The sequence below is a fragment of the Thalassolituus sp. UBA3500 genome (assembly GCF_002377545.1).
Lineage (GTDB): Bacteria > Pseudomonadota > Gammaproteobacteria > Pseudomonadales > Oceanobacteraceae > Thalassolituus.
Genome location: NZ_DFQB01000045.1, coordinates 21,438 through 38,393, shown reverse-complemented (window position 1 = coordinate 38,393; position 16,956 = coordinate 21,438). Strand labels below are relative to the sequence as shown.

Sequence of the window (16,956 nt, the reverse complement as noted above, 5' to 3'; positions counted from 1 at the left end):
GATGACATCTGTCACCGGAAACGCCTATGACTTCTGTTACTGAACGTCTTCTCTCCCGTATTGAACATGCAGGGAATCGTCTGCCTCATCCGACGCTGCTATTTATCTGGCTGTGCGGGTTAGTGCTGCTCATCTCGGGGCTGGCATCTGCACTCGGGCTCTCAGCCATACACCCTGTTAATGGTGAGCAGCTTACAGCAATGAACCTGCTCTCTGCTGAAGGGGCGGCGAAGATACTGACCCAAACGGTCTCCAATTTTACCGGGTTCGCTCCCGTAGGAACCGTTCTGATTGCCATGTTGGGCTTAGGCGTCGCCGAGCGCAGCGGTCTTATTGCTGTTCTACTGTCATCCATAGTGCGCGGAGCACGCGGAAACTTGCTGACATTTCTGGTGGTTTTCGCTGGGGTGATGTCGAGCCTCGCCGCTGACGCAGGTTATGTCGTCCTGATTCCGCTGGCTGCGCTGGTATTTAAAAGTGCAGGTCGCCATCCGCTGGCAGGCATTGCAGCAGCCTTTGCGGGAGTCTCTGGTGGCTACAGTGCAAACCTGTTGCTCGGGCCATTTGATGCGGTATTAGCCGGTATCAGCACCGAAGCAGTGAGGCTGGTTGACCCCGGCGGTGAGGTAAATATCGCCGCTAATTATTGGTTTATGGTTACTTCTGTTTTTCTCGTTAGTGCGTTGGCCACTCTGGTAACAGCACGTTGGGTCGAACCTCGACTGGTCTCAATAGAGATTGAAGATGACGACAAAGCTGCTGCAAAAGAGAAGCCGCAAGAAAAGGCGGTTATCAAAAAAGGTAACGAGCAGCAGGAAGAATTTAATCAGAGTCGCGGACTGAAAGCCGTTGCGCTTTTTACCCTGATATTTGCGGTGATCTGTGCCAGTGGGTTGGCCGGAGAGCATGCCTGGTTACGTCAGGGAATGGCCATTATTTCTTCGCCATTTATGAAAGGCATTGTGGTTGTTATCTCGATCTATGCGCTTTTATGTGGGTATATCTATGGTCGCTTCAGCGGAACCTGGCGTCAGTCACATAAGCTGGTTGAAGCCATGGAAGCCAGTATGGCGACCATGGCCGGTTACCTTGTATTGATGTTCTTTGCTGCGCAGTTTGTTGCCTACTTCGCGTGGAGTAATCTGGGGATTATTCTCGCCATTCATGGCGCAGAGCTGCTGACGCAACTGAATGCTCCCGCTCCTTTAATGTTGGTGGCTTTTATTCTTATCGCAGCGACCATTAATTTATTTGTTGGAAGTGGCGGTGCTAAGTGGGCGCTTCTCGCACCAGTGTTTATTCCTATGCTAATGCTGGTGGGGATTGCACCAGAAATTACTCAGGTAGCTTTCCGAATTGGTGACAGCAGCACGAATATTATTACACCGCTTATGCCATATTTTGGTGTGGTACTAGCGTTTGCGCAGCAATATCGCAAAGACATCGGCATCGGGACCATCATGAGTATGATGCTGCCGTACAGTGTGGCATTTCTTATTGGTTGGACAGCACTGCTGGTGCTCTGGGTAGGGATGGATTGGCCGCTTGGGGTGGCATAGATGTCGATATGAGCGATTGAGGGGGGAAGTGATCTGTTTGTAGTGAGTAATATATTAATAACTTGATAATTACTTGAATCCCTGTATTGTCCCTGCGTAATTACAAAAGTATACATTGGGAAAGGACTCCATGATGACGCTACGCGCATCCGTTTCGGCTATATCTTCACTTCTACTTCTCGTTTCGCTTGAAATAAATGCATTCAGTCAGCCTCCATCCGATGGTGATGCTGATGGTGTTCCCGATACCGAAGATTTATGCCCCTCCACTCAGGCTGGACGCACTGTTGATACCGATGGATGCTCTTTATGGCAGTTGGACTCTGATAATGACGGTGTAAACGATGCTGAAGATGTATTTCCCGAGGACAGTACTGAGTGGAGTGACCTTGATGCGGATGGCATTGGTGATAATGCTGATACTGATAGGGATGGTGATGGTGTAGCTAATTCTCTTGATGTCTTTCCAAATGATCCATCTGAAAACAGTGATTTTGACGGAGATGGAATCGGAGACAACAGCGACCCTGATGTGGATGGGGATAACGTAGATAACGTTATCGACGCATTTCCTATGGATCCAGCCGAGTGGTCTGACCTGGACGCAGATGGTGTTGGTGACAATAGTGATGAAGATATTGATGGCGATGGTGTTGGGAATGATTCAGATGCATTTCCAGAGAACCCCAACGAAGTATCTGATCTGGACGGAGACGGAATCGGTGACAATTCAGACCCCGACAGAGACGGTGATGGTGTGCCCAATATTGATGATGTATTCCCTGATAGTGCCGCTGAGTCATCGGATACTGACGGCGATGGTATAGGTGATAACTCTGATAGTGATATTGATGGTGATGGGGTCCTGAATGGTGATGATGCGTTTCCTTATGATGCTACAGAAACTCATGATCTCGACTCCGACGGTGTTGGTGACAACTCGGATTCCGATCGGGATGGCGATGGAGTAGAGAATCAGCAGGATGCATTTCCCAACAACCCGCAAGAGTGGGCAGATACCGACAATGATGGGCTTGGAGATAATTCAGATCCCGATATAGATAACGATGGTTTCGGGAATGAGATGGATGAATTCCCGTTTGATCCTCTCGAATGGCTTGATTCAGACGGCGATGGCGTAGGTGATAACTCTGACTCAGATATTGATGGTGACGGTTATTCTAACGAGCTGGAGCTAGAAGCCGGCACCGACCCATTAGATCCAGGTGATGTTCCTCAGGATATGGATTCCGATGGCGTGCCGGATGTAGTGGATACTGATATTGATGGTGACGGTATCGCCAATGATGATGATGTATTCCCTTATGACCCTTCAGAATCTAGTGATCTTGATCTAGATGGAATCGGTGATAATTCCGATCCGGATATCGACGGCGATGGTGTACTTAATTCCGACGACGCATTTCCGTACGACAGTGAACGAGCAAATGATCTCGACGGTGACGGTATTGCAGATGTTGATGATCCTGATGTTGATGGCGATGGGTTCGGCAATGCGATAGATGAATTTCCGTCAGACCCCTCTGAGTGGCTTGATACGGACCAGGATGGTACCGGCGACAATTCAGATGAAGATATCGATGATGACGGCTTCCTGAATGCGAATGATGCATTTCCATATGATGCGAGCGAACATTCCGACCTTGACGGCGATGGTATAGGTGACAACGCAGACACAGATCGGGACGGCGATGGCGTAGAGGACGTCAATGACCGGTGTATTGAGTTAACAGAGGGTATAGTCGATGTAGAGGGGTGCCCTCCTCCGTTCACTACTCCTGATCAACTATCCGGTGATGACGAATTATTTGGTACGGCCTTTAAAGATTTCCTGGTTGGTGTGGAAGGGAATGATCGTTTCCATGCTGAGGGTGGAGACATTCTGCTTGGCGGAGAGGGCAGCGATGAATACTTACTTACCAGTACAAGTGGAAGCACAGTAATTTACGACTACCAGGGAACCAACAAAGTTATATTTGATAGTTCCGTCAGTCGTAATGATGTTGCTTATAACTTGTCCAGTAACGGCGTTGATTTATATATTAATTACAAGGAACAGGGCGATGTTACGGTTAAGGAATTCTTTACTGTCAGTAATACTGTAGCTCGCTTTGAATTTTCTGATGGTCAATCTGTGAGCGCGTCTCAGATTTATTCTGCATTTGGAATATCGGAGCCTACACTGGCGAAGGTGGGGGAAACGGTTATTCTTGGTACTAAATCGAGAGATATATTTCCACCGATGGAATCGAATACGATTGTTTTATTCGGATTGAATAATGATACGGCATACCTTGGTGAGGGAGAACATTTTTTCATCGGAGGACACGGTGACGATGTATACTTTTCACTAGAGCAAGCAGGGGAGTATATAATTTTCGACACAGAAGGTGATAATAAAATCGGTATATCTCAAGCTGCTAATGGCGGAGATCTCTCGTTTAGACGTAATAGTGCATCTGATGACCTAACGGTAACTATTAATAGCTCGGGTGAAATATTTACCATCTACGGTTTTTTTAAATACGCTAATACAATTAGTGAGTTCGTAACTCAGCAAGGTACAGTAACAGCGGAGCAGGTTTTTTCATTATTTGGAGTGGCAGCACCACAAGAGCAAATAAGCATATTTGATCTGCTTCGTCCGTATCCTACTCCCGATGATCTCGACTTTGATGGTGTAAATGATCAGAACGATATTTGTTTGGGAACTGAGCCAGGTCAGCCTGTAAACGAATTTGGATGTGGGGATTACGATAACGACGGTGTTCCTGATAATGAAGATGAGTGTCCCGATACGTCATACGAAGAACGACTTGATATTAATTCTGTTGGTTGCGGCCCATCACAACGAGATACCGATGGTGATGGTGTTAATGACGCTTTAGATGATTTCCCGGAAGACCCTTCAGAGACCAGTGATACCGACGGTGATGGTATCGGTGACGGCACAGATGAAGATATAGATAATGATGGATTCTTGAATGAGGTTGATGCATTTCCGTACGATGCCAGTGACTGGGCAGATATGGACGGTGATGGTATCGGCGACAATTCAGACCCGGATATAGATGGTGACGGTTACTCAAACGCAATTGAATATGAATATGGTGCATCACCAGTTGACCTCACCTCGACTCCACCAGACCTCGATGGTGATTTTATTGTCGACGACCAAGATGACGATGTCGATGGCGATGAATATGCGAATGATGTCGATATTCTTCCTAGAGACGCCCGAGATCATTCGGATATGGATGGAGACGGCATTGGAAATAACGTCGATGAAGACATTGATGGGGACGGTGTTGTAAATGCGGAAGATGAAATGCCTTGGGATGCTCAATGGAGTAAGGATCTTGATCGAGATTTAATTCCTGATCATTTAGATCCGGACTCAGATGGCGATGGTTACTCAAACGAGTTTGAACTGACGATGGATTCCGACTCGACGGATAGTACTTCCTTGCCTGGCTCGAAGAGGGTGTACTCTAGTATTCCGACATTGCAGACAGGAACAATGAAATCTGACGATATTGGTGATGACGGTTACTACAGGGCCGGTACACCATTAAATTACCATCGCCCAGAAGGGATGGATGTAATCTACGACGTTAATACCGGTTTGCTTTGGCATGACGATATAAGAAATCAGGATCGAATATTTAGCGCAAGTCACTCTCAAAGTTATTGTAGAAATCTTTCTGCTGCGGGGATTGATACCTGGCGCGAACCTACTATTTATGAATTGCTAGATATTCTCGATTTCGGCGAAGCTAGCCCGGAGTATCCATCCACTGAAAGAACGCTGTTGCTTAATGAAAACTTCATGTATCGACCAAACTCTGTAAGAACTGATGGTAGGTATTTTACTGGTGATATAGCGATAAGCTTTACCTCTGGGCGTATGGATTTACTCGATGCAGATGAAAAAACTCACGCGCGATGTGTTGCCGGTGAGATAAAGAACTTCCCGAGTTATGAAAAGCCCATATTTCAAGAAAGTGTCGTTGTAGATGTGTTTTCTGAATTAATGTGGCAGGATGTTAGTGATAATACAGAGATCGCACGTAATTATAAATCTGCTCTAAATTATTGTGAGACTGCAACTACTGGAGGCTATGAAGATTGGCGAGCCCCAAATTATAAAGAGTTGATCTCATTTGTAAGAGGTCCTAGTTCCAGGCTGAATTATGATATTGAATTTGGTAGTTCCGCCTATACGTATTGGTCTTCTACTAGAAGCCCTGGAACTGATGGTTTGGTACAGGTCGTAGTAAATCCTGTTGGTTCTCTTGGCTTTGATTGGGATGGTTTGAGTAAAGAAAATCTCATAAGATGTGTTCGATCGTATCGAAAGCCAGATGCTATTATCTCAGGACCATTTGAAGTCGGGACCTCAAAGAATGTTATTTACTCAGCTATCGATGACACCTTCCAAGAAATCGAAGGATCCTCTTTTGATTGGACTTTAACTAAAGGTGGAAATACGCTAGATCAAGGTGTGTCTAATAGAATTAATATAATTTTTGACGCTGAGGGGACGTATGAATTAAATCTGGTTGTTACGGATTCAATTGGAGTTTCATCGGAGTACTCTCGCAGTATATATGTATCACCATCGGATCAGAATTTACTCCCAGTAGCTGACGCCGGTGAGGATATTGCCACTTTTGTCGATCAGGCCGTAGTATTAGATGCAACTAACAGCTACTCCCCGACAGAGAGCTCTCTTACTTTCAATTGGAGCCATGATGGTATCGAGTATTCGTCTGCAGAGTACTTGGAGTACGTGCCAGAAACGGTTGGAGAGCATGTATTTGAGTTGTTGGTGGAAGATCAGGATGGTTATGTTTCTAGAGACAGTATAGTCGTTTCTGTTATCAGACCTGAAGAGAACATTGTTGCTAATGCAGGTCAAGATATAGACGCATTTAAGTCGAAGGATTTCTTGCTGGACGCTCGCGAGAGTTATAGTCATGTAGGTCTGATATCTGAATACCGGTGGTACCTTGGTACAGAGCAGGTCGGTAATGAAGAAGTTCTTAGTTATTCATTTTCCAACATTGGTGAATATATTTTTACTCTGGAAGTCGAAGATGAATACGGAGTAATTGCAGTCGATAGTGTCATAGTTAATGTGGTGCTTGGCTTGCCCGTGGCAGATGCGGGTGCTGATTTATATGTCACTCCATACTCTAACTTCGCATTGGATGCTTCTGGTAGCTATGATGAAGACGGTGGCTTACTGAGTTATGCATGGTCTCGAGCAGGAATTACAGAATCAGAATCGGAAGTATTTTATACAGCTATAGCTGATGCAAGTGTCGAATATACTCTCTTCGTTACAGATGAAGATGGGAATGTCTCTTGGGATACCGTAATGGTTTATTCGGACCGTGATAGTGCTGAACTATATTCGCTACAAGAGTGTGACGTTCCCTTAGATCAAGAGCGATACGTAGAGAGTTACCCAGAAGATAATATAAATTGGATCGCTAACGGTTATACAGACGTTGGAGATATCGAAAGGTCTTTTAATTACGCCAGAATGCTGGATCCAACGGTCAATTCATATCTTATGATGCCGTCCCAGAATGAATGGGATTCATTGAGTTCTTCTGAACAGACCCTGTTCCTTGTTAACTCGGAGAGGGCAGCTCGAGGACTTCTGCCTTTAGAAGGGATAAGCTCAGCAGTTGAGCGAGTCGCTCAGGAATATGCTGACTACATGACGAGTAATGATGCGCCATTTAGTCATACATCGGACGGGCGTACGCCTCAGGAGCGTATGGATTCCGATCCGCAGCTTTCTGGTCGCATGAGCGCAGGGGAAAACATAGCAGCTGGAGAATCTCATGTATCTTCTTCTGTAGCATATATGGTTTATGGGTTTATATATAAGGACAAAGACGTATACTCTGGTAAACCATGGGGCCATCGTGACAATAAACTAATAACAACCTTGAGTAACGATAGTCTTCTCTCTTCAGGAGAAGGATTGATTGGTGTGGGTTTATCCGTGGCACCTTATAGCTTGGATGGTCGTGATTTATCGTATGTATATGTGTACAACTTTATTGACCCGGACTCATCATGGAGTGAAGATGAAATCATCAGACCTCAGATTGTCGCAATCGAAGGGTGTAAAAATCAGGAAACGATAGCATTGTCGACTCCTATTGATAATGTCACTTCCATATATATTCGAAATAATCCTGTCACGATATATGAAGGGGATTCATTCGAGCTTGAAGTTGTTGCGAAACTGAATGACGGCACCACGATAGATATCTCGGATGACGTGCGACTGGCATCACCTGATGTTCTGTCACATCTGTCATCCAGTGGGGCTGTGTTCACTGCTTTGATTCCTGGGACGGTTAATTTACGTGTAGAACACAACGGAGTGGTTTCTAATCCGTTGAAGGTAACTATTTATGCAGAAGGCTCCCAATTACCAGATCAGACAGATACTCTTGGCGTTGATGCTGAGTTTATTCCAGATAATGCAACCTATCGTAATTACGATCCGAATGCTTTAACGGTATACACAGGTATTGTAATTGATGGCAACGAGGATCCAATTCAAGGTGCTGACGTTAGATTTACGCATCATCCAGAGTTTGGTTCTGTTGAAACGGACTTTAATGGTCGATACTTCATTTCTGCACCTTCTGGTCAACAAGCAATTCAGTTTGAATTGTTTGGCTATACCGGAGCACAGCGGGAGGTGATTGGATCATCAGGCACATGGCAAACCCTTGATGATGTGATGCTTCTTGAGCGGGATAAGGTTGTTACTGACGTTAAGCTTGGCGCTGAGCCTGTAGTACATCGCTCAACAGTCATTACTGATGAATTTGGCTCGCGTTCATCTACTGTGGTGTTTAATGGCATTAATTCGGCAACGATTCTGGGCGCTGACGGATACACCCGGGAAATAACCGACTTCAGACTGACATCAACAGAATATACTGACGTAAGAGCCATGCCGGGTGTACTGCCCGAGAGCTCCGGCTTCACTTACTGTACCGATTTACACGTAGAGGGCACTGCGATGGGTGACACCGTGCAGTTCGATGGCGGTGTGGTGATGATGGTGGATAACTTCCTCGGTTTTAATGTCGGTGAAATCGTACCTATCGGCTATTACGATATTTATGATGTTGAGTGGAAGCCATCTCAGAACGGTGTCGTTGCACGAGTTATTGATACAAATGGTGATGGTATCTCCGACGGCCTTGATTTTAATGACGATGGTATCGCAGACGACCTGACCGGTAATGGCAACATCCTGGATGAGTCTGTCGGTTTGGAAAGCTATCCAGATGGTCATACGGTTTGGTGGGGCAGGTTCGATCACTTTTCTTCGGTAGATTACAATTTCGATCAACTGAATATGGCCCCGGATACTAAAAATCTTCTACAAAGCGCTTTAGATCATAAAGACGGTAAGGAAATACAAGAATGTAAGGCTAAACAGGCATCGGGATCATATTTTCAGCCAAATGATCAGGTGTTTCATGAAGACATACCTGTACCAGGTACTGACTTTACGCTTCATTACTCCAGCCGTAGAGCTAGTGCTTATCAGCATGAAGTGAATGTGAGGCTAACCGAAGGAACTATTCCTTCTGAATTACAATCAATTGAAGTTCACTTGAATGTCGCTGGTAAGCGTTTCGTTAAAGAGGTCTCAGCCCGTCGGAACGCAAGTGTTACATTCTACTGGGATGGCATAAATGTACTTGGAGAGCGTCCGCAAGGTCTAATCAAAGGTTCTATTGCCATTGGCTATAAAGTTGATTCTGTGTATACGACTCCAGGAAACGTAAATGATACAGGATCGTTCGAGGGAGAAAACTGGAATCAGGATTCAACTTCTGAGACGGCAGTCGACAGCCGAGAGCCAACGACAGAGTGGATAGTTCGACCAGTGAGTTTTGTGAACTCATACTTGAATCAAATAGCCGACGGTTGGTCTGTGTCTTCGCACCATAGTTTGGTGGAGGGAAACAAAATATATCTGGGAAGCGGTGACCTGGACGAAATCGCTCCTCAAGGTAATATTACCAATACTGGTGCGATAGAGAGTTATTACCAAGGTGATGATGCCTATTATGGTGAAAATGGAATCCCGCTGTCTTATTCAATCAATTCAGATGGCACAGTTTCAGACCATAATACCGGACTGACATGGGAAGCCGAGCATTCGAATATTTTTGTCCTTAGTAAGGCCGCTGCAGAGGCGCATTGCACTACATTAAGTCTCGAAACAGGTTCATCCTGGCGTGTGCCTACTGCAAAAGAAGTTAATTATACGGCGTCTAAATCTTCTGTAGGCCAGCACATGGTATTCTTAACGGGGCGTACGGTTACTACGTCAACCCATTTTTATTTCTCAAGTTATGAACTTTTATGCGTTAAAGGAGAGTTCAGAGATCCTGTTGAGAGCGAGTCATTTGTGCGTGACGATGTAGAATCCACTGTTGCAGATTCAGAAAATGGTCTCATGTGGCAGGATACGTATAGCAGCCTCAATTACACCACTGACTGGGAAGGCGCGATTAATTATTGTGAGTCTTCAAACCACGCAGGATATTCAGACTGGCGTTTACCTAATGCGAATGAACTTCTCATAGCGAGTCGTAGTAATGCATTTCAGAATTACACCTACGACATATTCAGTGACGATGGTTTATGGCATGTGGATGATGATAAGCAAAGAGCATTCTGGAGCTCGACGACCAGTTTTGCATCGCCGGATCGCGCATGGATCGTAGAGCACTATGGTTTCGCATCACGCCATCAATGGAAGGTACAGCAACAATACGTCCGTTGCGTACGCGATGACGAGCGTGTGATACGTTCTCCGTACCGTTTTGATCGTTCCGGCCGTCATATTGCCACTATCGACATGGACACAGTCAAAGAACTCAAAACCTTCGAGTACAACGAGGATGGCCAGTTGGGCGCGATTATTGATCAATTCGGTGAGCGCATCTCGTTTGAATACTCAGGTGGAGAGCTCAGAACGATAGTCGGTAAAAATGGTCAACGTACAACGCTTGATATCGATCAGCAGAATTTGCTTCAGGGGGTTGCCTACCCTGATGGATCTATGTACGACTTTGGTTATGTGAATGGGCTGCTGGAAGTAAAAGTCGAACCTAACGGCAATACCTTCTATCACTATTTTGATTTACATGGTCGAGTTCATCAGGTCTCAGACACCGAAAGTGGCCTCTGGAACATCTACGATAACTCAACGAGTTACGGCAGCCGCCTTTTCGGTTTCACAACCGAGGCAGGGCAGTCGTTCGAAACACTCTACGAAACTCTGACCAACGGCAGCGTGCGTGAAACCACAACGGCCAAAGATGGGCGTTTGTCAGTGACAACCCGATCAAGCGATAAGCTGAACGAATCTGTTGCCAGCTGTGGCGTGACGTCAAGTATTGAACGTGTCATTGACCCTCGTACGAAACGAGAGATTCCGTCTAAATTCACGACGGTAATGCCTTCAGGCTTAACATCAGAAACTCTGATTACAAAAACTTATGGCAACGAGGGTGCTGATTTCTCAACCTACACCGAAACCACGGCGACGAACGGCAAGGTAACCACGGTTAATTTCAATGCCGAAACGGGTATTGAATCCATCGCGAGCCCAGAAGGGCGAACGACCATCATTACCTTCGACCCGCAGAATATGCAGACGGATCGCATCGAGAGCTCCGGCCTGAACGCAACCGACTTCTCCTACGATGCTCGTGGCCGCCTGGAGAGTGTACAGACCGGTTCACGAATCACCGGGTACACCTATGACCCAGTCACCGGTAAAGTGAAAACCGTTACCAATGCGCTGAATCAGGTCACTACCTATGATTACGACATCAAGGGTAACCTCACGCGCATTACCTACGACGATGAGTTCTACACCGAGTTTGGTCGTGATGCCAACGGTAATCTCACCTCAACGACAGTGCCGGTCCTGCAGGCGCATGACTCGCCTGTTAATGGTGTGAACAATACCGACTACCAGGAAACACCACTCGGTGCCCGTACTAAGTACTACTACGATGAAGATCGTCGTGTGACTGATATTGAGTTGCCGTCAGGCGAGTTCATCACCAACAACTACATTGGTGGCAAGCTCGACAGCACGGTCACGCCAGAGCGCACAACGACCTATACCTACACCTGTGGTAGCACCATAGATGAAATCGTCACCGGCAGCGAGAAGCTCAACTACGACTACGATGGAGAGCTGGTGACCAGCATCACCTACAGTGGCGAACTTAACCAGAGCATCTCCTACGGGTACAACAACGACTTCATGGTCGATGAGATGACCTACCCGGGTATTGCAACGCCGGTTGGCTACGACAACGACGGCCTGCTGACCAGTATTCATGGCTACACCATTGATCGCTTTGAGTCTCATGGTATGCCGCGTCGGGTGTATAACAGTAACCTTAATCGTGCTTACACTTACAACGGCTACGGTGATGTCGATTCCATAAGCCAGGCGATAGGTGATACCAGTATTACCACCAGTTTCACCCACAACCTGGCAGGGCAGATCAAAACCCGTACCGACGTGGTGGACACGCCATCAGGCACCCGCACCGACAGTTACCAGTATTTCTACGACAACCGTAACCGTCTGGAGCAGGTGAAACTCAACAACGTCGTGATTGAAGAGTACGACTACGACAGCAACGGCAATCGTTCGGTATACAGCAGTACCCGCGCAGGTCTTGCAGGTACATCCACCTATAACGACGATGACCAGCTCGAAGCCAACAGCAACGCCAGCTATGGCTACGACGCCAACGGACGTCTGGCTACCCGTACGCGTAATGTTGTTGATGGCGACCCAGTCATCACCACCTACGACTACAGCAGTGATGGCCGCTTACTGAGCGTCACGACACCAGAGCACACGGTTACCTATCGCCACAACGCCTTTGGTAACCGCGTTGCCAAACTGGTCGGCGGCGTAATCACTGAAAAATACCTCTGGGAAAACAAAACCCGCCTGCTAGCTACGTTCGACGGTAACAACAACCTGAAGCACAGCTACGAATACTCGGTAGGTAATACACCGACCTCGTACTATGTGGGTAATCAACGTTACTACATCCTTACCGATCAGCTAGGCAGCCCGCGCATCATCACCGACAGCGCCGGTAACGTACTGCGTGAGATCGAATACGACAGCTACGGCAACATCATCGCCGACAGTAACCCAGCGCAAGAGCTGCCGTTTGGGTTTGCAGGTGGGCTGGTTGACCAGCATACTGGCTTAATCCGATTCGGCTTCCGCGACTACGACCCAGAAACCGGACGCTGGACAGCGAGAGATCCGATTGGATTCGCCGGTGGTGACACGAACCTGTATGGGTATGTGTTGGCGGATCCGGTGAATGGGATTGATCCGGAGGGGTTGTTTGTTTGGACTCTTCCTGCTTTCGGTGGCGCAGCGGAAGCATTGCTGGGTGCGGCGGCCGGTGTTCTTGCTGGTACGGCTCTTGGCGACTGGCTCAGTGAGCTGATGTATTCCGAAAGTGCAGGGGCTGGAGATGGCGGTGAACAGTGTCCTGGAAACGTACCGGATTTTGATTTTGGAGATCCCACAAAACCTCCTGTTGGACAGGATGGGGCGGAATGGGATTGGAGAGGACAACCCCCGGTGGGTGGTCCCAAAGGGGGGTGGAAAAACCCCAATGGACCTGAAAGCATTCACCCTGATTTAGGTCATGGAGAACCAATTGGACCTCATTGGGATTTTAATGACCGTAATGGTCCCGGTTGGAGAATCGGGCCTGATGGGAAAGCGACTAGTAAATAGATGTTAGTTAAAAAAGATCTTGGCAGCTTAGCAGAGCAGTATGCTCTAGAAGTACTAAATTTCGATAATGCCTTGTGCAAGAATTTGTTTCACAGGGTAGAAGGCTGGTTGCCGAAAATTTCCTGCTATTCTTTCCTTGATAGAAATTTAGACATAGCCGATTTTAGTATGTTGGGAAGGGGAGGCTTATCAGGAAAAGCACCTGATTATCTGCCTCTATATTTGGTTAATGAATATCAATCAAGTCGCACCACATTCGCATTATTTGATGACGTAATGCTTGTTCCAGATGAAGCTAATTTAATGGATCAGGTAGGTACGATTTGTGTTGGAAATGAAGTCTATCACTGGTGTGATTTGGATCGTATTTCTACAGATAATCTCAGAAAGTTGATATGGGCGACGAGTGTTTCATGGCACTTTGTTTGTGTTATTTTTAAATTTAAAGATAATATTGATGATGAAATACTCTCTCGTGCCATAGTAAATGACTTAGTTGGATTTGAGTTTCTAGAAATTATTCTTGGAGCATATGACGGAGAAGGGTTTGTTCACTACAAATTCTAGAGGCATTGCCGTTTAAGATACCTCTGGGAAAGCAAAACCCGTCTGCTGGCGACGTTCGACGGTAACAACAACCTCAAGCACAGCTACGAATACACGGTAGGTAACACACCGACCTCGTACTATGCAGGCAATCAGCGTTACTACATTCTCACCGACCAGCTCGGTAGCCCGCGCATCATCACCGACAGCGCCGGTAACGTACTGCGTGAGATCGAATACGACAGCATCGGCACCATTATGAGCATGATGCTGCCGTACCGTGTGGCATTTCTTATTGGTTGGACGGTACTTCTGGTGCTCTGGACCGGGATGGATTGGCCGCTTGGGGTCATAAACCCACAGGCGGCCAACTAAGCAGGATTAACGTGCCAATTCACGTACCAGGCGGAAGCCGGTGAATTCGTCGGCGGTGCCGTTGTGAGCAGTCACTGTGCTGTAACGACATTCGTTCAGAGGTGTCTGTCTTGAGCCACCGGCAGCAACCAGTTCGTTATCGCGGTATGCCCACTCCTGAACATTACCTACATGCGATGCCAGGCCATAGGAGTTCTGCTTACCGTTGGTGGTTTTGTGCAGCTCAAGACCTTTCTCAATAGCTCCGTATTTCAGGAAGCAGTTACGCTCCGGAAATTCAGCTGCCCCATCGGCGGTCGCTGCCGTCAACCATTCGTCATAGGTTGGCAGGCGGTAATAATGCCCAGTAACGGAACTCAGCCAACCGGCAAAATTCTCAGCAAAATCCACTTTGATATTGTGAATAGGCATGAAATTACGTGCGTATTTATCGGTGTCACACAGCTGCGAGACGGTGCAGTAGTCGGCGACGTCGTCGTAGGTGATTTCGTACTGGCTGATGGCGATGGGACGTCCACCGTCCGGAGCAGGCACTACCACCATCGTTGGCCCCAGTGCGTCACGCGGCAGTGGATCTGCACAGGTGTAACGGCGCCCTTTGGCACCAGTACCTGGTTCTAGGTGTGAGCAGTAATCGACAACGAGTGGGTCCAGTTGACCTTGTGATGGTAGTAGCTCACGGGCTTCGGTCAGCATGGTATCGGCGGCAAATGGGCTGACAGCTGCTAGTTTGTTAAAGCAATTGGTCAGTGAGTTGGCGACGATAGTACGAAGATCTGCTGAGCGACCCGGGTCCAGTGACTCAAGTGCTTTCAGGTGACTGGCGACGTCACCAGCGACATCAATCTGGTTCGGGCAACGCAGGGATTTTTCGAGCGCAGCCACTTCCTGACGGATACGGATCTGGCGTGCTTCTTCGAGTTCTTTCTCCCGTTTTTCCTGTTCCAGGCGCAGCAGGTCGGCTTCTTTTTTCGCAGCGGCGAGACGTTCATTTTCTTGTCTCAGTCGTTCTGCTTCCTGATTGGTCAGTACCTGATTGGTCAGCAGTTCGATCTGCTCTGCGGGAGCTTCCCAGCGACTGGCGTACTGCAGCAGACTCAGAACATTCTCGAGGTTGTTGTCTGCGATGCGCTGCTTCGCTTCTTTTATGTACGCTGAAATAACACGCTGACGAACACTTTCGTTCAGTTCATCAGTATTCAGCCCGTCGATATTCGACACCAGATTTTCATAGCTCAGCAATTCACGACGTAGCTCCATATCCCACTTTGGGGTAAGTGCTGCGATCTGAACCAGCTGTTCAATTTTCTGCGTCTGGTTGGTGATGGCTGAGTCTTCAAGTTTCTGCGCGAGTTCTTCTTCGAGCTGAACTTTTAATTGCGCCTGCGCGATCAGCTGTTCCTGATACTGTTGGTAGTAAACGCCGCCACCAATTATGAATGCAGTCACAGACGCAGCCAGCGCCCAGATAAGCATGCGCGCTTTTCCGAAGAACTGTTTGTAAAATTCATCGACTGTCTGGGTGCGATTTTCGCGTTTTAGCTCTAATGCCCCTGACAGAGCATTCCACTGGCGACGGCTCAGGCCTTTAATACGTTTAGGCTTCAGCTTTTTAGTCAGCGCCTGATCAGCGGGTGTTTTATTAAATGGGTGCTTGCCAGAGTAAAGCTCGTAGGCGACGCAGCCCAGGGCATAGAGGTCATCGGATTCTGCAGGCTCCGCACCTTTGAGCATTTCGTAGCTGGCATAGGCCGGAGTCAGTGCTCCCAGGGTGCCCGCATCAAAGATGGTCTTTTCACCTGCACCGTGCGCCGCGCTGCCTTCTGATACGGCGCGGGCAATACCGAAGTCGAATACTTTCGAGCCTTTATTCTTGGTGACGTAAATATTTCCGGGCTTGAAGTCGGAATGAATAATATTGTGCGAGTGCGCGTAAATCAGTGCGTTCGAGATATCACGCAGTGCGCTTTCGGCCTGCTCAGGCGGCAAACCGTTTGGATGTTCGCGCAGCAGTTCATCCAATGGAGCACCTTCAAGGAACTCCATGGTCATAAATACGGTGTCACGGTCCCGGTCAAAATCGTATACGGTTACGATGTTCGGGTGAGCGAGTGTCTGTGACTTACGTGACTCCCGTTGCAACGATATAAAGGCATCAGGGTGTTGACGGAAGTCGTCATTCAGCAGTTTAACGGCCACATAAGGGTCCGAGTCACTGGCTTCAACTTTACGTCGGTCGAGTGCTTTATAAACAGCACCCATGCCGCCTGCACCGAGCATAGAAACCAGTTCAAAGCGGCCTTTGATTACTTTGTTGTTCAGGGCTGACACGCGCGGCGTTGTTCCGCCTGTCGTGGTGTTGCCGGTACGACTGCTGGTCGGTGTCGACAGGGGCGTCTGAGATGTAACCAACGTGGCGTCTGGATTTCGTGTAGATTTATCCGACGTCGGGCCGCCCGCTATTACGGTAGCGTCGTCGTTTTTTGCGGGGCCTTTGGAAGATTTTCCGCTTGCCTTGCGGTCTGAATTGCTGGCGTTTCCAGTGGATTTTCCACCGGTGACAAGACGTGTCTTGTCGTCCCTATTATCGGTCAT

At 47.6% G+C, this 16,956-nt stretch carries 5 protein-coding genes; 4 read left to right on the top strand and 1 reads right to left on the bottom strand.

All coding sequences use genetic code 11. The features are described from left to right. The first annotated feature begins 26 nt into the window (after nucleotides 1-26). The 4 genes from B2R29_RS11600 (at nucleotide 27) to B2R29_RS16895 (ending at nucleotide 14,361) form a co-directional block, all read left to right on the top strand. Nucleotides 27-1,559 (top strand): AbgT family transporter, encoded by a 1,533-nt coding sequence (locus tag B2R29_RS11600; RefSeq protein WP_301181217.1) that lies wholly within the window; start codon nucleotides 27-29, stop codon nucleotides 1,557-1,559. A gap of 130 nt (nucleotides 1,560-1,689) precedes the next feature. Further along, nucleotides 1,690-13,440 (top strand): DUF1566 domain-containing protein, encoded by an 11,751-nt coding sequence (locus tag B2R29_RS11595; protein ID WP_301181216.1) that lies wholly within the window; start codon nucleotides 1,690-1,692, stop codon nucleotides 13,438-13,440. Then, nucleotides 13,441-14,007: a hypothetical protein gene (locus B2R29_RS11590; RefSeq protein WP_301181215.1), complete on the top strand. Its 567-nt coding sequence runs from the start codon at nucleotides 13,441-13,443 to the stop codon at nucleotides 14,005-14,007. Between the two features lie 42 nt (nucleotides 14,008-14,049). Further along, a complete protein-coding gene (locus B2R29_RS16895) occupies nucleotides 14,050-14,361 on the top strand; it encodes an AbgT family transporter (protein ID WP_349678004.1) in 312 nt (103 codons plus the stop codon). Between the two features lie 6 nt (nucleotides 14,362-14,367). Here B2R29_RS16895 and B2R29_RS11580 read toward each other — a convergent pair whose 3' ends face one another. Further along, the gene (locus tag B2R29_RS11580; RefSeq protein ID WP_301181214.1) at nucleotides 14,368-16,956 is read right to left on the bottom strand and encodes a protein kinase domain-containing protein; all 2,589 of its coding nucleotides are present in this window, start codon (nucleotides 16,954-16,956) and stop codon (nucleotides 14,368-14,370) included.